Below are 16,382 nucleotides of genomic sequence, written 5' to 3' on the forward strand. Positions count from 1 at the left end.
GCACCTCCACCAATAACTCCGCCACACGCAGCGCCAGCTGCGGCCACGCATTTTATGCCTGGTATGAAAGGTGCGGATCTACTCGGAATTATTTTCCGGGTCTGCAAGGAGCTGCGCGTATCTGACATTCAAATGCGGTCCGATCGGCCGGTTTACATCCATACCAACAAGGGTATGGAAAAACTCGATTTTCTGGGCCCACTTACCTCTATCCACATGGATGAGGTTTTGAAGGAACTAATTCGTAACCGGGAATCAGCCTCCCATGGATTCGGGACAACCACCTCGGTGGAACACCGCGTGGAAGACAAAGTTGCCGAAGCGATAGCGGAATTCTCCGAGAAGATGGTCTCCGATTTCTCCTGCGATGGAATCCCTATGGGTGATAATGGAGAACGTTCCGGCCGTCTCCGTATTCAGGCCCATCTTTCTTCATCCGGCCTTGGTGTCACCTGCCGTATCCTAAATGACTTTATTCCTCCGATCGATAGCTTGGGCATCGATCCGGATACTGCCGATACCCTCAAGCACTCTGTTCTGAAGCGTGCCGGTCTCTGCCTGGTCACTGGTCCTACCGGATCCGGAAAATCAACCACTCTTGCCTCGCTGATTGATTGGCTCCGTCAGAATCATCCAAAGCATATTGTCACCGTCGAAGACCCGATCGAGTATCAATATCCCGATGATATGGACGATCCCGTCTATCCCGGACATCGTGTTCCTTCTCCATCGATAGTCACCCAGCAAGAGGTTGGGCGTGATGTGAAAAATTACAAACAAGGTCTGAAGGACGTCTTACGGAAGGCTCCCCATGTCATTCTTCTCGGAGAGATTCGTGACCGGGAGGCAATGGAGACGTGTATGGAAGCAGCTCAGACCGGTCACTTGGTTCTCTCCACATTGCACACCACTGGTGCAGTCAAAACGATCGGACGTATCCTTGAACTCTACCCCAGAGAAAGCCACGCATCCGTCCTTTCCCGACTCTCGGAGATCATGATCTTCATCCACTCCCAGGGACTGCTGAACGGCACACAGCGCCGCGTTCTTACCTACGAGTTTCTCCAGAACAACGACGATGCCGTTTCCTCCGCCATTACCAGCTACGACGGTGGTGCAAGGTCGCTGGAGGACGTGATCCGCCGTGCAGGCAATATCCAATGGGATGCAAATCTCGAGCGATTGCTTCGTGCAGGCCTCATCACACACGAAACCATGGAATCCGCCAGAATGAACAAAACGGAGGACGAGGAATACTGAACATTTTACCCCCTTTCCTGGGCAGCCTCCCTTGGCAGTCCTTGAAAACACAAAACAAAACAAACAAAATACATGAAACTGACAAACACCCCTACAGTGAAAGCAACCAAGTCCGGCATGACTCTTCTCGAGCTCACCGTCGTGATCCTCGTCTTGCTTTCCCTTATCTCGATCCTCTTCATCGGTGCTCGCGCATGGAAGAAAGGTTCTGACCGCGCTGCGTCCATCCTGCAGATCCGTAACGTACAGCAAGCTGTTCGTTCATACTCCAACATGAATGGTAAGAATGCTGGTGACACTGTCACTGGTCTCAGAACAAGCATCTTCGGAGAAGGTCAATTCATCGAGAACGACCCGGTTACTGCTGATTCGCACCCAGCTGGTGGAGAAGTTAAGTACGTGATCGCTACCGATGATCTAATCCCTGATATCGGCGATCTCTACATGACTTGCAGCGATACTGCCTACGCTCCAGATGCATCAACAGTTGCTGACTGGTAATTATCCCGACGGTGCTGCCTAGGCAGAGCCGTTTGAAATCTTCTTCGGTCCGTCCTCATTTTTGCGGGCGGACCGATTCAATGTTTTCTCAGGAAAACATAGAGGAGACCCCCGAATCCTTTTTAGAAAGCATACTCCCTTATAATCTTGGTCAATCTCGTACATCCCAGCGGACTTAATCCGTACCAGCAGTTCCGCCAGGCTTGCTCTTTGCTGAGCGAGACCAATCGCGCGACTCTGCCTGCTTGGTATCAGGAAGCCCTTGAATTGGAGTTTCAAATTCACATTCGTGTTGCTGGTCCATCCATCAATACACATTTCTTTCAGCGTTCCACCAATACATGGAGTGACGCACCGCCTCTCACAGAGGAAATTTTCACGGATCTCGAGCAGATCCCTCTCTTCGGCAACCAGCTCATCAAACATGTCCGCTCTCTGAAAGGGACATCAGTCGGAGTTGTTATTCACATAGCCGATGAATTCTCGACCGCCGAGCTCAAGCACGAGCTCGACAATCCCGGCGCGCTATCAGATCTCCGCCAGCAGGCATATGATTCACCCGGAGGAATTCTCGATGATTCATCGGTTCCACCGGATCAGGCATCCTGGAGGGTTCTTCCATATCCCGCCGCGAAGAGCGAAGCAATCGCCACTACCGTCAGCACATCCCGGAGGCTCGGCCCATTTGCCGATGCACTGCGGAATCTTGGAGGTGAGCAGAACTTCCCCGTGGTTATACACTCCTTGAGTGCTCCGCTTGTCGCCCTGATGGGGCTTCCGAATGCGATCGATATCAAACATGATCGCCCATTCGTGGCCATTCTCCAATATCCATGGTTCACCGCCATGGCGTTCTTCAATGAGCACGCCGATCTGAGGCTGCTCCGGACCCTGCAACACAGGGGGCTTCGCCGCCCTTCCAATTTCAGACACGCACTTTCAACCACCAATGCCTCATTGGAATTTGTGGACCCTGACATTTACGTGCTCCCGCTCGGTAGTGAGGCGGATGAAAAGCTGGTGGAAGATTTACAGAAAAGCTTCCCTGAATCCAAAGTCGAGTTCACCAAGTTTCCTAAGACCGGGCCGCTTCCTGAATGGATGCCAGAGCCCGCGCTTTGTCTCGAAGAAACAGGGGAGGAAACCGAAGGGATGAGTCACACTTTTGGAGTTCTCCGGAGTGAAAGATGGTTTCTTCAGGATTTTCTTCCCGCTAATAGAGAGGTCAGCGAACTCTATCCCACAAGGAGTGAGATGAGACTGCTGAGCGTGCTTAAATTGGGCCGGGTTGCATTGTTTGCAATTGCTGTCCTTTGCTTTGCTTGGCTGGCATTCAGTATTTTCAGCATGGTCCGCCGTCCGGAATGGGCCTTCAACGATAACGACGCGCGATCAGTCAAACAGCGTGTGTTGATGCTGACCCAAGAGCGCCAAAGGATGGATCATTTCGCCAATCTGCTGGACGATCGCTCAAAAGCCTGGACCGCCATGGAGACCTTGGCGCGACTTTTCCCTGCCAAGTCAGGCCTGCTGGTGACCGGATTTTCACATACAGTCCGTCCGGATAACGCTCCTGGCCAATCGAAGATCGGCTTCATCAAAGAATGGAAGATCAATGGCATGGCCCGGGACGAAGCTCTGGACTACCTGAACAAGTTGAATACCCGCGAGGGAATTTCCTCCCATTTCTCCGAAATTACCCAGGTGACGGGAAATACCGCCTACGATCCTACTCCTACTACCCGGTCCATTGTTATCAACGTCAAGACCCAGGAAAATGGGTCATTCACGCAGATGCCACTGGAGCAGGTAAACGATAGTGACGAGGCGACCTATCCATTCAGCTTTATCATGACGATCACCCAGCGTTTCGAGTCTGCAGATGAAATGGCGATCAACGCCGGTAAAGCTCCCTGATACCGCAATGTATAAACAATCAATCATACTATTCGGCATCGTAGTCCCCGCGATCATCCTCGGGGTTCTGATGGGCGTTTGCGCACTCATCAAAAGCAAGGTTTCCTCCTCGTTTGCGAACAAGGAGCAATATTATTCCGGCTATGAGATGAACAGGATGACTGCTCTCGAGATTGAGGCGAGACTCAGTCAACAGCGCGCGCATTCTGATCGGTGGGCGGAACTTCTTAAGCAGGAAACCTTCTCATTGGTCACAACGAATTTGAGGACGATAGCCGAGGAGCTTCCGCCGAAAGAGTTCCAACAGACCGCTTTTGAACGTTTGGGCCAATCCGGCGGATTCGGTGGCGCGTCCGCTCAAAAATCTTCCGGACTGAAGTTCAATTTCCGCGGGACTTTCCGCACGGTCCAACAGGCATTCCTGGAGTTGGAAACGAAAATGCCAAACCTCCAGCTGCAGGAGCTACGGATCGACCCCACAACCAATGGTGATTCTGCGTTGCTGAATTTCCAAGTCACCTACACCGCTTGGGAGAACTAGAAGAATTGAGAACTGAAATGACATCTTCCAACACCACTGCTTTAGACCACCTGCAACTTTTCAAGGGTGGTCTCGTAGTGGTATCTGTCTCGGCGCTTTTGACTATTTCGATATTTTCCCAATCGGCCGATATTTTTGACAATGAAGATGTAGCGGAAGCAAATACTGAGACTGCAGGGCAAGTATCCAAGGTTCAGGCTACACAGCCGGTGGAAGCAAACCCATCGCGCTTCGCAGGGGCGGACATCGAGCCGTATGTGGCCTCCCGAATCGCTATATTCTCCATGAGAAACCGTCCGGTAGATCCCTTCGGATTGAATCAGGATCCCAATATCAAACCGGCGCTCAAACAGGCTCCTTCGCGTCTGCAGAACCAACGTCAGCCGGCGCTTCCTCCTATACCTTTGGTCGATATAGTCAAGCTGATCGACATAACAGCAATTATCCCGCGTGAGCGGAAATTCCTGGTTGGAACTCGTACCTTCAAGGAAGGCAGCGTGTTCCCTCTGGAATTCCGCGGAAAGAAATTCTCGATGAAGATCCTTAAGGTAACAGCCGGAGATATCATTTTCCAGGATCTGACTACTCAGGAAGTGGCAACCCGCTCCACCAATATTCTCCCGCCTGGTATGATCCCGGGTGGTGAAAAAATGACACCCCCGGGCATGGTTTCCCCGGACACTCTGTCTCCACTCAAGCTTGAGGCCAACAGTTCCTTTGATCCTTCTAACTAACTTCCCGATTCACCTATCTCCACACCTAACATGAAAATACGCCATACACTCTTGCTCTCGGCCGTGGCATTTGGCTACACGTCCACAAATCTGGTAGCGCAAGGAGATCTTCTCCAAGCTGCCGCGGAAGAGATTATTTCTGGTGAAACTGATGCGCCCGAAGTTCCAGCTGTTCCCGAACTTCCTCAACCAGGAAATGAGGCTGCTGATATGGAGCTTCCGGAAATTGGCGAAGCCGCCGAGGGACTACCTGAACTTGGTGAACCACCTGCGCCCCCCGTCGCTCCCCAGGACGGTGAAGCCATCGATCCAAGTGCCACTCCCTTCGCACCGCTTGAAGAGCAGAAACGTGAGATGGAAGAAACCTCCGAAGGATACCTGATCAAGGATGCCGGCCTGAATGATATTTTCCAATTCCTCGCAAAATCCGCGGGGCGCCAGTATTTCCACAACCTGAAGATCAACGGCCCGGACTATGTGGTTACAGGTCACCTGGATGACGGAGATCCGCTCAACCAGATGGAAGAGCTGGCATTCATGTATGGGCTCTCACTTCACTCGAAGGGTAACACAATTTACGCACTCACACAGGCGCAGCTCGGGCAGCTTCCAAGTCAGGAATTTCACTATCAGCTGAAATACCTCCGTCCCACTGATATCGAGCAGATCAAGACTTTGATCCGTGCGGTTCTCAGCCCTGGAACAGGAATTATCGAATTCGAGCCGAAAACGAACACAATCGTCATCATCGATACCGCCACGAGGATCGAAGCCGCACAAAGCCTCCTGCATGGGATTGATAAAGCAAAAGGCCAGATCATCGTTGAGACTAAAATTCTCCGTATCAACACATCCGTTGGCGAAAAAATCGGGGTAAACTGGACCGATGCCCTGAGCACCAGCGGAATCCCGCTCGAACTTACCGGAAGCATCGGCAATATGTTCGGTTTACCTACCAGCTTCACAGGTGATGTTTCCACATCCTCTCCCGGGGAGTTCACCAGTGATCGTGGAAGTATTATTCTCACACCTGTTCAGGTTTCCGGATTGCTCACCGCTCTGAATACCGGCGGTATTTCCAATCAGGTTTCCAACCCGACACTCATCACTGAAGACAACGAGCAGGCGACGATTTCCATCATCGATAGGATCCCGATTATCACCTCCACAACGACTCCGGGCGGCACTTCAGGAACTACAACCGTAACTGAAGAAGTTCGCTACAAGATCGATTCCTCGGACAAAGCAATTACCGAAGATCCTGAAAACCACCGTGAAATCGGTATCTCGATCGCGGTCACCCCGACTCTGCTTCCAGATGGAACCGTCCGTATGAAGATGCGCCCACGTTCCGCGCAAATAACAGGAACTGTAACTGGTGTCGGCGTAGATGGTCTGCCGGGTAACGAATATCCACGGGTTACAGAATCCATGGTGGAAACGATCGCCCGGATTCCCGATGGGAACTCCCTTGTTATCGGTGGCTTCTACGGGGAAGTGAAAAGCGACGACAAAACCAAGGTGCCACTCCTCGGCGATATCCCTATCATCAACTTCTTCTTCAAAAGCAAGGAAGCAGCCAAAGAGCAGACGTCGCTCGTCTTCCTGGTCACGCCCACATCCTATAATCCATCGAACCGCGGAGCTAATGACAAAGCCAGCAGCAGGCTCAGTGCAGGTACGGAGATTCCGTGCGATTACAATTCAGTGGACCCATACAATCCAGGTCCTGCCCATGAGCCGAATATGGGACGTACTATCCGCGGGATGCAGCCTACGGAGGCTCCGTATTACCCCCGTGAGGATGAATACCTCGATACTGAAAGGAAGAAGTCAAAATTCAGCCAGGTTTCCCGCCGTAGGTAACCACTTCCTGTAAATATGAATACCGTTTTTCAAGCAGCGCCGGAGGGTTCGAAGCCCCATCGCAGAACGATCCCCGAGGTCGTGGAGGAGTGCTATGTCCGCACAGCGGAGGCACTTAGCATGTCTGGGGCCGCCTCTGATAGCGATATTTTCAAAGCTCTCGCAAGAGTGCGGGAAAGTCAGGGAAAAGGCATTCCCGAGGACTTGATTGAAACCTTGGGCCGCGTACTGGGGCATGAGGAGGAACACTTGGGGGCTGCGATACTTACCTTGGCAGACGCCGTGGCTTCGACCCTTAATCCGGCTCCAGCCACGATTCCTTTTGCCAGCAAACTCATTGCTCCGTCCGCTTTCTATGAATCCTTCGAGGCCCTGCACCAGCTCGGCAAGGCACTTCTTGTACCCGTACTTTATGCAGAGGATACCGATGCAATAGGCACCGGGTCCATCAATCCCATCGCAGCCACGCTTCTCGGAGATGAAGCATATTACGCTGTGGGAAAACGGTTCGGCATCCACCCGTTTCTAACCTGCGCCCGCATGGAATACGAATCCTGGGCATTTCTTTGCCGCAAACACTTCGAACTTTAACCCACCCCCCGAACTACAAAACCGTGATTGATTTCGATGGCATATCCTTTAACGAGCTGATCAGTCGGCGCATCATGACCGAGCTTGCGAACCACGATCCCGGTTTCGCGGAGCTTGATCAGGATCAGGTGCCCAACCGTGTCACCCGTTTCAGCTTTATGGCCGCGATTGCGAAAATCAACGGCCTGCCATTTTTTCCGAAGGTTGCGGAATTCTGTGATTCCGGCCTGCATACCTACTGCGATGCCACCGTAATGACGCGTGGGTTCTTCGCACCACTTTGTCTATCCGGGGAGAAGCAACTCATCGTGGCAACCGCGAACCCGTGGAGCCCCTTGGCGGAGGAGTATCTAGCTCCCCGTTTTCCTGATTTAGAGATTGTAAAGATCGTCACGCTTGCTTCGGAGATTTCCCGGGCCATCGAATCCGTGGGCACCAACAGCGGCCCGAGTCGTTCCGAGCTGGAGGCAATCGATGTCGAGGATATGGATGACGGCATCAACGATTTTGATGTTACCACAGACTATATCGAGCCGATGGCTCAACTTATTGCGACGGTTATGTCTGATGCCGTCCGCACACGGGCATCCGATATTCACTTCAAGGTAGAGAAAGAAACCTTTTACTACGCTTTCCGTGTCGACGGTGACATCGGTAGAAAGGTGGAAATTCCGATGAAGCTGAAGGATCGTCTCGATGCCTTCCTTCTCAACCTGATGAAGTTACCCACGGAGATCCGGAACACAGCCCCGGGTATCTCAGGACGTTTCACCATATCTTATTTCCACCGGCCGATCGATATTCGTTACGAGAGGCACCGCACATATCGGGGATACCACGTCACGATGCGTTTGCTGGATAAGAGCAATATCAACGTAACTCTCGGGAAAGGAACTCTCGCCTTCGATGACGAGACCATGTTCGCGCTAAACAAGGTGATGAAAATTCCGGCTGGAATTATCGTTATGTCCGGACCAACCGGCTCCGGTAAATCAACCACTCTCAACGCGATTCTGCGCGAGCTGAATCGACCTGAAGTAAACATTCTCACCTTGGAGAACCCGGTGGAGGATGAGGTGCCCGGCATTACCCACTGTGACTTGAAAAGTCCCAAGGAGTTCAAGCCGATGATCGCCTCCTTCATGCGGTCCGATCCGGATATTATTCTCATGGGTGAGGTTCGCGACCTTGAGTCTGCTGAGCTCGCGATTGAGGCCGCTGTTACTGGTCACAAAGTTCTTACAACCATTCACACCCCGAGGGCTTCCCAGATTATCGAGCGTTTCGAGCAGCTCGGTATCGAAAGGTGGAAAATTGCGCAGACCCTGAAGGCGGCGTGCGCCCAGCGTCTTGTGAAAATTCTTTGCCCGTATTGCAAAGAGGCAGCGAGCGGAATTTCCGAATTGGACAGGAAAACCTACGCACTGGGAGACGAATGGGCAAACGTGTCTATTTTCCAGGCACGTGACGGTGGATGTGGCGAGTGCCGGAACACCGGATACTCCGGTCGTACGGCCATTCTCGAAATTATTCCCATTACGCCAAAGGTCTCCGACCAACTCTCCAAAGGTGAACTTACCCCGTATGAGCTTGAGGTAAAAATCGCCGAGGAAGGAATTCTCCCCAATCTACGCCGTAGCGGCTTGCGCTTGTTGCGCGAGGGCAAAACCGACATCGCCGCCGTGAGCAAGGTGATCGACATGACTTACACCGATGACTAGCGCAAGTATCTCACAAAAAAATGCAGCATCTCCTGGAATCGGGCAACCTCCGGCTCCGCCAAATGCAAAAGGTCAAGCGGGCTCCACACCACCGGAGAAACCTCAAAGTTTCGCATTTCTCAGAGGATCGGGAAAAGCCAAAGAATTCTCAAAACGGGACCAGATTTCGATCTTCCGTGGGATTGGCTCCATGCTTCGCGCTCAGATCAATACGGCAGACTCGCTCAAGTACTTTTCCCAAGGTCTACCCGATAAGGTGATGGTAGATTGTCTGACACGGATTCGTGAAGACATCGGAAAGGGTATGAATGTCCATGAAGCCTTCCGCCGGACTGGAAAATTCAATGAAACGGTAATTGGTCTGATTCAGGCTGGTTCCGATGCAGGTCAGCTTCACGAAGCTTTCCGGGCGCTTGCCGGTCGTCTGACCAGTGAGATGAAATTTCAGAAAGCCATCAAGAAGGCAACAGTGATGCCAGGCGCCATTATTGGTGTGCTCGTTGGTGCTTTCATTATCTCTCAGGTAAAAATTGTCCCCCAGGTGGAGGAAATGCTTTCCGGTGTGGGACAGGAGCCTGATGGACTCACCGCCATCTCCTTCAAGGTCAGTCACTTCACCCAGGCTACCTGGCATGTCTTCATTCTTTCAGTTATCGGTCTCGGTATCACACTTTGGAAATCGGAGAAGGTTCGCGGCGTCATCCTAGGAATCGCGATGTCCAAGTGGCGCCTGTTCCGCATGCTCATCATGTCGCTGCGTCAGATGACTTTCATCTCCACGATCAGGCTGCTGCATTCGAACGGCATCAACCTTGCGAAGTCCATCCGGGTTTCCGCAAACAGCGTGATGGGCACCCCGTTCTACGCGGAGCTGCGCGAAGCTGCGGATAAATACGAAAACTCCGGTGTTCCGCTTTCCACTGCATTTGCCAAATACACCTCCGCGGATTCCCAGGTGGTCCACATGCTCTCCATCGGTGAAAAATCTGCCTCGCTTGATGCGCAGTTGGACATGCTTTCCGAGATGTATGAAGAGGATGCGGAAAACTATATGGCCGCCTTCGCCGCCACGATCAGCTTTCTGGTATTGCTCATCGCCGTTGGACTGATTGGAGCGGTATTTATCGGTACCTTCCTCCCGATCTTCCTCATGGGACCGAAGATGATGCAGAGCGGCATCTGATCAGAGACCCCGAAAAGTGATATGCAACTCACCCGAATCGATCGCTGGCTAAAGGAGAAATTTGTATACGAAATACATATTCTCACCTTGCGGCCGGTTGAGTATCTCCCGCGTGGAATACGCACCATCGATCTGCCCGAGAAGCCGGGGCGCAGGTATAAACATCTGTATACCACGAGCAATGCGAAGATGGCCCAAGTCCTCCTCACAGACCTGAAGGAAAACAATCAGATGTTCAGCACCAAGGTGGTCGATAAAGACGATTGGTGGGTGCAGTTCATAGCGCCTGAAGGAAAATCAGCCACCTGGTATGTGGTCTCCGTCTTTATTTTGATGGGACTGGCCACGCCCTTTGTGGTCTGGATCCGAGGACTCCTGAGCGATCCTGAATTTATCAAGAATGCCAAGGAATCGCTGGAGATCCTGAAGGGCTAGAGCTTGAATTCCACACCAGGTTCTGGAATCAGGACTTCTGCACCCGGCAGGCGGGTTTCCAGCTCCTGCTTGAACCACGCCATCGCGCCTGCATCCCCGTGAACGAGGAAGATTTTCTTTGGTTTCACACTAACCGCAAAGTCAGCGATGGCATCGCGGGTGGAGTGTCCGCTGAAATCGAATGAACGGACCTCGCACTTCAATGGGACCGCTGGGTAAGCCGGATCGAGCACGACCTTGTCTCCATGCTTCGCCGCTTTGATTTTGCCGCCGGGAGTTTCCGAATCCGCATATCCTACGAAGAAAAGACCGTGTTTCGGATTTTCCAGAAGCCCTTGGCGGGCGAAATTATTGGATACGGTCTTTTCCGACATCATACCGCTGGAAAGTGCATAGATGCAGCCGTTGTTGAAAGGGATGGGGCCCTTGCGTTTCTTTTTGCCACCACCGCCGGCCAGCTCCATATCGGTGAGGAATTTGAAACCACGACGGAAGCGACGGGATACATCGCTGAATTTATCGTAGATGGTTGTCATCTTCGTGCTAAGGCCGCCGATGTAGACAGGGGTCTTGGGGTTCACGAGGCCTTCCTCCTTGAAGCGCTGGATCATTGAGAGAACTTCCTGGGTCTTGCCCATGGCGAATACCGGAAGGAGTGCGGAACCACCGCGCTCAAGAGCGCCGGTGATAGCGCCTGCCAGTTCGTCTTCTTCCTCGCGACGGTTGTAATCCGGGCGCCGCGGCTGCTCGCCACGGGTTGTTTCCACGATAAGAACGTCTACTTCTTCGGTCGGGAATACAGCGCCTTTCTGCAGGGTGCTGTCCTCGAAGTTCACATCACCGGTGTAGAAAACTTTTTTCCCCTCAGCATGGAACATGACGCCGACGGATCCCATGATGTGGCCCGCATCGAAAAACTCCGCACGGATTTTTCCAGCATCGTCGAGATCGAATACGCGGCCGACATTGCGGAGCTCGAAGCAGCCTTTCATGCGGTCGATATTCGGATGGCGGAAGAACGGATAATCGGTAATGCCAAGTTCCGTGCGTTTGGATTCCATGACATTCACGGAATTATGAAGCATGGCGCAGGCTAGCTCCGCGGTTTCCGGAGTTGTGAAAACCTTTGCACCGCGTTGTTTTCTGGAAATGACCGGGAGTGTTCCCACGTGATCGAGGTGAGAGTGGGTAATGATAATCGCGTCTGCGGAATCCTGCTCAACCATCTCGTAGCGAGGTTGTGCGGTCAGGCCCTCTTCCTTCGGGTGCATGCCTGCGTCCAGAATCACTCTAGCCCCACCGGACTCGAGCAAATACGAATTCGCTCCAATCCCCACGTCCCTGCACATACTTTTGAATACCATATTGTCCGCGTAGCTTCTGCAATGCAGGGGAAACTGTCAACAGATGGGAGAAATCAGACGATACCCTCTGCTGTTTCCTGTTTCAGGCGCAGCTGGCCGCATGCGGCATCGATATCGTGGCCTTTCTCGATACGGAGAGTGGCGGTGACCCCAAAGTTTTTGAGCGTCTCCTGAAATGCACGACAATGGGAGATTGCGGGGCGTTTCCATTCCAGCCCTTCTACCGTATTGTAGGGGATGAGATTTACCTTCGCGTTGATTCGTTTCGCGTGACTTGCGAGAATTTTTGCCTGCTCCAGATCGTCATTCACTCCCTGGATCAGAATGTATTCGAGCGTGAGCTTCTGCTTTTTAGTGGAATTCCAGTGGTTCAGCGCATCCATCAGCTCGGCCACCGGATACTTCTTATTAACAGGCATGATCTGGCTGCGGACTTCATCGGTGGCTCCGTGGAAGGAAATCGCGAGTCGGATCTGCTGTGGATGATCTGCCAGTTTACGGATCTGTGGGGCCAGGCCCGAGGTGGAAATTGTAAGGTGACGGGCGCCGAGGTGGAGTGTTTCCGCACCGGTGATGAGGCGAATGGCCGCCATGAGATTGTTGAAATTTGCCATGGGCTCGCCCATTCCCATGAAAACGAGGCTATCGACGCGCTCGCCGGAGATTTGCTCGGCCGCCAATACTTGGCCGGCGATTTCGGCCGCATCGAGATTCCGCGTGAAGCCGGCGAGTCCGGATGCGCAGAATTTACAACCGTATGCGCAGCCTACCTGTGATGAAACGCAGAGTGTGCGGCGGTCGGATTTTTCCCCGTAGAGCGCCGGGTTGGCAGGGATAAGAACGGATTCGATGTAGCGGCCATCGTGAAGTTTGAAGAGGAATTTCCGCGTCGTGTCCTCGCTGCCCTGTGTTTTGGAATGGGTGAGGGCGGTCAAGCGGAAGCTGGCCGCGAGCTTTTCCCTTAGCGCGGCGGGCAGATTGGTCATTTCATCGAAAGAGGTGACCTTCTTTTTCCAAATCCACTCTAGAATCTGCTTTGTGCGGAACGAAGGCTCATTTTGTGTGGCGAGCCATTCGGAAATTTCTTCCGGAGAGAGACCGGGCAGTGCGGGAAGTATCATGAGATTGGTATTATTTCTCCTCCGAGAAGATGAAATCGACGCCCTTGCGCGAGTAGGCTGTGGCGATTTCTTCTTCTAGCTCCAGGAAGGTCTGGCCGTCCAGTAGGACTTGAAGGGCATCCTTACCCTTTTTACCAGCGTTGAGTGCTATTAGAAAATTTTTGATACGTGCGCCATCTTCTTCACGATCCATGTGGAAGAAATAGTTGGTGAGGAGTAGTGCGGAGCCGTAATTCAGGTGGCCGTTATCGAGAAAATTTTCGTAGGGCATTAACATGAACTCCTCAAGACTGCCGAGTTTGATTTCCTCACCAAGCGCTTTGCCGCCTTTGCCATCCTCTCCGTATGCGGTGACATATTCCAGAATAGGTCGGAAGTTGGTGCGCACATTGTAGGATCCCGAGCGGTAGGGGGTGACGGCGATGTATTCGGCGAGTCCTTCAGAGAACCAGCCGCGGGCGCCGAATTGGAAGTATCTGTTCGGGGTGAGTTGGTGGGCTAGCTCATGCGGCAGTGTCTTGCTGGATTTATCGCGGTCCAACATATAGCCGCTGCCCACTTTCTGGACACCAAGGCTGGTAAGGGGAACAAGAACGAGGTTTTTTCCTCCGAAGAATACGCCGGCTGAGCCCGGGATTCCCCCTGCCTTAAGGTATTGCTCTTCTGTCTCAACGAGAAGAATCTGGTATTTCCCTTCGGTTTTCTTTCCTCCGTTGATGGAAAGCGGAAGCTCGCGCGCAAATTGGTGGGTGGCCTCGAACATGACTGCGAAGCCTTTGACTACAGACTTGGAAAGGCGGACATTGCAGTTGTAGCGGTAGTTTGCGGATTCGTAGATAAACTCCTCGGCTTCGGGGTCTTCCTTGATGATCTCGATCTCGGCGTCGTCTTTGAATGATACGCGGTCCGGCCAGGGGCCGCTGAAGTTATCGATTGCCTCTGAAGTTTCAGGTTGTTCGGTGTCGGAGAGAAACTTCTCAATGAAAGCTTGGTCTATTTTTGAGAGTTTCTCGATAGGGTAGGGGATCTCACGGCCATCGGGCATGAGAAGTAGGGCCATGCTTTCTTTTACATCGACCAATTCGGCCTTGGTCTTTCTTCCGGTGTCATCGGTCCATACCCGGGTGGCCTGCTGGGCATGAGCAACTCCCTGAATTACGAGCATGGATAGGAAGAAGCTAATTTTCATGATGAAGTATGGGATGGAATATGGCCCCGGGGGCAAGCGGAAAGGAAAGGTCAGGAATGTGGCCAAGTGGCAGGTGTGATAACCTTTGTAATCATGTTCTCGCCCTCAAAGAGGAATTTCCCGAGGAGAGTTTCACCCTGTAGGACTTGTGGTAGCCAAAATTTGTCGTCCTGCCACATGCGGTCATATGGGATCTCATCGAGATTCACCCACAGAGGGACTGCTTCTTCGGTTTCGGAGGGTTCACCGCTATATTTCCCGGCGAGAAAGACGTGACAGAGTATGCTGGGATAATCGGACATCTGGAACCAAAGCTCTGCTACCTTCACTGGAGCTTCCACGGAAATAAGCAATTCCTCCTCTGTTTCGCGGATAGCGCACTGCAGCGGCGTCTCGCCTGCGTCGATTTTCCCTCCCGGGCCATTAATTTTCCCCGCACCATGTCCGCGCTTCTTTTCGATGAGGAGAATTTTCCCTTGGGAGACGACGAACATCAATGTGGCATGGATCTCTCCATTCCAATTTTCCCAACAGAATTCACTCATTGGGTGACGTTGCTATTTCCCCCAGTGTTTTGTCGAGCGTAAGGGATTTCCGGTTGCCGGAAACGCTCGTTTATTTACCGGATTTCCGTAGATTTTCACCTAAAATCACTTCTTGCTTATTTGGGGTTTATGGCTTACTGAATCCTCGGTTTCGGCCAAGCGAAATACCCTGTTTTGCGGCTGCGATCAACTCAATCAACTCAATCGTTATGTTACGAATCCCTTTTGAACGCGTGAACTGGACGACCTCCAGTTTCCTAATGGGCACCGCGCTGATCGCCCTGATCGGTGCGCCGATCTATATCTTTAAATTTGGCTTGGATTGGTTCCAATTCAGCCTCTTCTTCTTTTACCTGTGCGCGACGATGATGAGCATCACCGTCGGTTACCATAGACTTTTCTCCCACCTTTCATTCAAAGCGAAGAAGCCTGTGAAGCTCTTCACCCTTATCTTCGGCGCATGTGCGTTTGAGAATTCGGCACTGAACTGGTGCTCCGATCACCGTCGCCACCACAAACATGTGGACCACGATGATGATCCGTATGATATCTCCAAAGGTTTTTTCTGGGCCCACATCGGCTGGTTGCTGTTCAAGCTCGATCCTGAGCCGCCTATGGACAACGTAGCGGATCTCCGTAAGGACAAGCTCGTTACTTGGCAGCATAAATACACTCATTGGATTGGTTTGGTCGTGGGACTTATCATTCCTCCAGTCCTTGGCTACGCCTACGGTTATTTCACCGGCGGCAATCCGATGATCGCCGCACTTGGTAGTTTCCTCATCGCCGGTGTTACTCGTGTTGTAATTGCCCAGCATCTGACATTCTTCATCAACTCGCTCTGCCACACTGTTGGCCGCCAGCCGTACTCAACCAAGCATTCCGCACGAGACAGCGCTGTTATGGCCTTCCTTACATTCGGCGAAGGATACCACAACTACCACCATGAGTTCCAACATGACTACCGCAACGGCGTAAAGCCTTGGCAGTGGGATCCATCGAAATGGACAATCTGGACTCTCTCGAAACTCGGTCTCGTGGAAGGACTCCGCAAGGTGCCTGATAGCAAAATCCTTCTCGCGGAAATGGGTGAAGCACGCCGCAGTGCGGAAGATCGCATCAGCGAAATTCAAGCTACTCCGGGATATTGCCAGCGCACCGCAGAGATGCTTACGCAAGTTTCCGACAAGCTTGCAGCGAACTACCAAGAGCTTGAAAAAGCCGTGGCAGACCGTGTGCAGCTGTCCAAGGAGGCTCTCGAAAACTGGCAGCGTGAAACACGTTCGCTCATGCGTCAGCTTTCTCAGATCCGTAAGCCTTCGATCGCTTAATAGGTTCACCAATTATTCCCTGAAGGAGGCAGAAATGCCTCCTTTTTTTTGGATCTCAGATCTGAGTTCTCGATCCCCCCGGA

15 protein-coding genes are annotated in these 16,382 nt (G+C 52.4%); 11 read left to right on the forward strand and 4 right to left on the reverse strand.

All coding sequences use genetic code 11. From position 1 onward, the window contains the following. The first annotated feature begins 54 nt into the window (after window positions 1-54). From AAGA79_RS01985 to AAGA79_RS02030, 10 genes are all read left to right on the forward strand, one after another. Window positions 55-1,260 (forward strand): type IV pilus twitching motility protein PilT, encoded by a 1,206-nt coding sequence (locus AAGA79_RS01985; RefSeq protein ID WP_411827106.1) that lies wholly within the window; start codon window positions 55-57, stop codon window positions 1,258-1,260. Between the two features lie 72 nt (window positions 1,261-1,332). Beyond that, window positions 1,333-1,761, forward strand: a complete 429-nt coding sequence (locus AAGA79_RS01990; RefSeq protein WP_411827107.1) for a prepilin-type N-terminal cleavage/methylation domain-containing protein — start codon at window positions 1,333-1,335, stop codon at window positions 1,759-1,761. Window positions 1,762-1,908: 147 nt separating this feature from the next. After that, window positions 1,909-3,678 carry a hypothetical protein gene (locus tag AAGA79_RS01995; protein ID WP_411827108.1) on the forward strand — a complete coding sequence of 590 codons (1,770 nt, stop codon included), beginning with the start codon at window positions 1,909-1,911 and terminating at the stop codon, window positions 3,676-3,678. Further along, window positions 3,644-4,219, forward strand: a complete 576-nt coding sequence (locus AAGA79_RS02000) for a hypothetical protein (protein WP_411827109.1) — start codon at window positions 3,644-3,646, stop codon at window positions 4,217-4,219. The genes AAGA79_RS01995 and AAGA79_RS02000 overlap by 35 nt, the downstream gene beginning before the upstream one ends. Before the next feature lie 17 nt (window positions 4,220-4,236). Then, window positions 4,237-4,953, forward strand: a complete 717-nt coding sequence (locus AAGA79_RS02005) for a hypothetical protein (RefSeq protein WP_411827110.1) — start codon at window positions 4,237-4,239, stop codon at window positions 4,951-4,953. A gap of 30 nt (window positions 4,954-4,983) precedes the next feature. Continuing rightward, entirely contained in the window at window positions 4,984-6,819 is a 1,836-nt protein-coding gene (locus AAGA79_RS02010; protein WP_411827111.1) for a type II secretion system protein GspD, read from the forward strand. A 15-nt stretch (window positions 6,820-6,834) separates the two neighbouring features. Then, complete coding sequence (locus tag AAGA79_RS02015; protein ID WP_411827112.1) at window positions 6,835-7,410, forward strand: hypothetical protein; 576 nt, start codon at window positions 6,835-6,837, stop codon at window positions 7,408-7,410. Window positions 7,411-7,433: 23 nt separating this feature from the next. After that, a complete protein-coding gene (locus tag AAGA79_RS02020; protein WP_411827113.1) occupies window positions 7,434-9,131 on the forward strand; it encodes a GspE/PulE family protein in 1,698 nt (565 codons plus the stop codon). A gap of 190 nt (window positions 9,132-9,321) precedes the next feature. After that, entirely contained in the window at window positions 9,322-10,314 is a 993-nt protein-coding gene (locus tag AAGA79_RS02025) for a type II secretion system F family protein (RefSeq protein WP_411827114.1), read from the forward strand. Window positions 10,315-10,335: 21 nt separating this feature from the next. Continuing rightward, window positions 10,336-10,749 carry a hypothetical protein gene (locus AAGA79_RS02030; protein ID WP_411827115.1) on the forward strand — a complete coding sequence of 138 codons (414 nt, stop codon included), beginning with the start codon at window positions 10,336-10,338 and terminating at the stop codon, window positions 10,747-10,749. On the opposite strand, the gene AAGA79_RS02035 is transcribed toward AAGA79_RS02030, so the two are convergent. Genes AAGA79_RS02035 through AAGA79_RS02050 form a run of 4 tightly spaced genes read right to left on the reverse strand, consistent with a single transcriptional unit; the run spans window position 10,746 to window position 14,968 of the window. Then, window positions 10,746-12,113, reverse strand: a complete 1,368-nt coding sequence (locus tag AAGA79_RS02035) for an MBL fold metallo-hydrolase (protein ID WP_411827116.1) — start codon at window positions 12,111-12,113, stop codon at window positions 10,746-10,748. The two genes, AAGA79_RS02030 and AAGA79_RS02035, sit on opposite strands and share 4 nt — an antisense overlap. A 53-nt stretch (window positions 12,114-12,166) precedes the next feature. Beyond that, window positions 12,167-13,234 carry a 23S rRNA (adenine(2503)-C(2))-methyltransferase RlmN gene (gene rlmN / locus AAGA79_RS02040; RefSeq protein WP_411827117.1) on the reverse strand — a complete coding sequence of 356 codons (1,068 nt, stop codon included), beginning with the start codon at window positions 13,232-13,234 and terminating at the stop codon, window positions 12,167-12,169. Between the two features lie 10 nt (window positions 13,235-13,244). Then, window positions 13,245-14,423, reverse strand: a complete 1,179-nt coding sequence (locus tag AAGA79_RS02045; RefSeq protein WP_411827118.1) for an SHD1 domain-containing protein — start codon at window positions 14,421-14,423, stop codon at window positions 13,245-13,247. 50 nt (window positions 14,424-14,473) lie between these two features. Further along, window positions 14,474-14,968 (reverse strand): 8-oxo-dGTP diphosphatase, encoded by a 495-nt coding sequence (locus AAGA79_RS02050; protein WP_411827119.1) that lies wholly within the window; start codon window positions 14,966-14,968, stop codon window positions 14,474-14,476. Window positions 14,969-15,177: 209 nt separating this feature from the next. On the opposite strand from AAGA79_RS02050, the gene AAGA79_RS02055 reads away from it, so the two are divergent. Continuing rightward, window positions 15,178-16,299, forward strand: a complete 1,122-nt coding sequence (locus tag AAGA79_RS02055) for a fatty acid desaturase (protein WP_411827120.1) — start codon at window positions 15,178-15,180, stop codon at window positions 16,297-16,299. Window positions 16,300-16,382: the final 83 nt, after the last annotated feature.

Origin of the sequence: Luteolibacter sp. AS25, from assembly GCF_046736275.1 — a bacterium.
In the GTDB taxonomy this organism is placed as follows: Bacteria; Verrucomicrobiota; Verrucomicrobiia; order Verrucomicrobiales; family Akkermansiaceae; genus Luteolibacter.

Bases quoted from the DNA above. Each gene is read 5' to 3' on its own strand.
- AAGA79_RS02005 (WP_411827110.1), top strand. From the start codon at position 4,237: ATGACATCTTCCAACACCACTGCTTTAGACCACCTGCAACTTTTCAAG.
- rlmN (WP_411827117.1), bottom strand. From the start codon at position 13,234: ATGATACTTCCCGCACTGCCCGGTCTCTCTCCGGAAGAAATTTCCGAA.
- AAGA79_RS02055 (WP_411827120.1), top strand. From the start codon at position 15,178: ATGTTACGAATCCCTTTTGAACGCGTGAACTGGACGACCTCCAGTTTC.
- AAGA79_RS02010 (WP_411827111.1), top strand. From the start codon at position 4,984: ATGAAAATACGCCATACACTCTTGCTCTCGGCCGTGGCATTTGGCTAC.
- AAGA79_RS01990 (WP_411827107.1), top strand. From the start codon at position 1,333: ATGAAACTGACAAACACCCCTACAGTGAAAGCAACCAAGTCCGGCATG.
- AAGA79_RS02025 (WP_411827114.1), top strand. From the start codon at position 9,322: ATGCTTCGCGCTCAGATCAATACGGCAGACTCGCTCAAGTACTTTTCC.
- AAGA79_RS02015 (WP_411827112.1), top strand. From the start codon at position 6,835: ATGAATACCGTTTTTCAAGCAGCGCCGGAGGGTTCGAAGCCCCATCGC.
- AAGA79_RS02035 (WP_411827116.1), bottom strand. From the start codon at position 12,113: ATGGTATTCAAAAGTATGTGCAGGGACGTGGGGATTGGAGCGAATTCG.
- AAGA79_RS01985 (WP_411827106.1), top strand. From the start codon at position 55: ATGCCTGGTATGAAAGGTGCGGATCTACTCGGAATTATTTTCCGGGTC.
- AAGA79_RS02050 (WP_411827119.1), bottom strand. From the start codon at position 14,968: ATGAGTGAATTCTGTTGGGAAAATTGGAATGGAGAGATCCATGCCACA.
- AAGA79_RS02030 (WP_411827115.1), top strand. From the start codon at position 10,336: ATGCAACTCACCCGAATCGATCGCTGGCTAAAGGAGAAATTTGTATAC.
- AAGA79_RS02045 (WP_411827118.1), bottom strand. From the start codon at position 14,423: ATGAAAATTAGCTTCTTCCTATCCATGCTCGTAATTCAGGGAGTTGCT.
- AAGA79_RS02000 (WP_411827109.1), top strand. From the start codon at position 3,644: ATGAAATGGCGATCAACGCCGGTAAAGCTCCCTGATACCGCAATGTAT.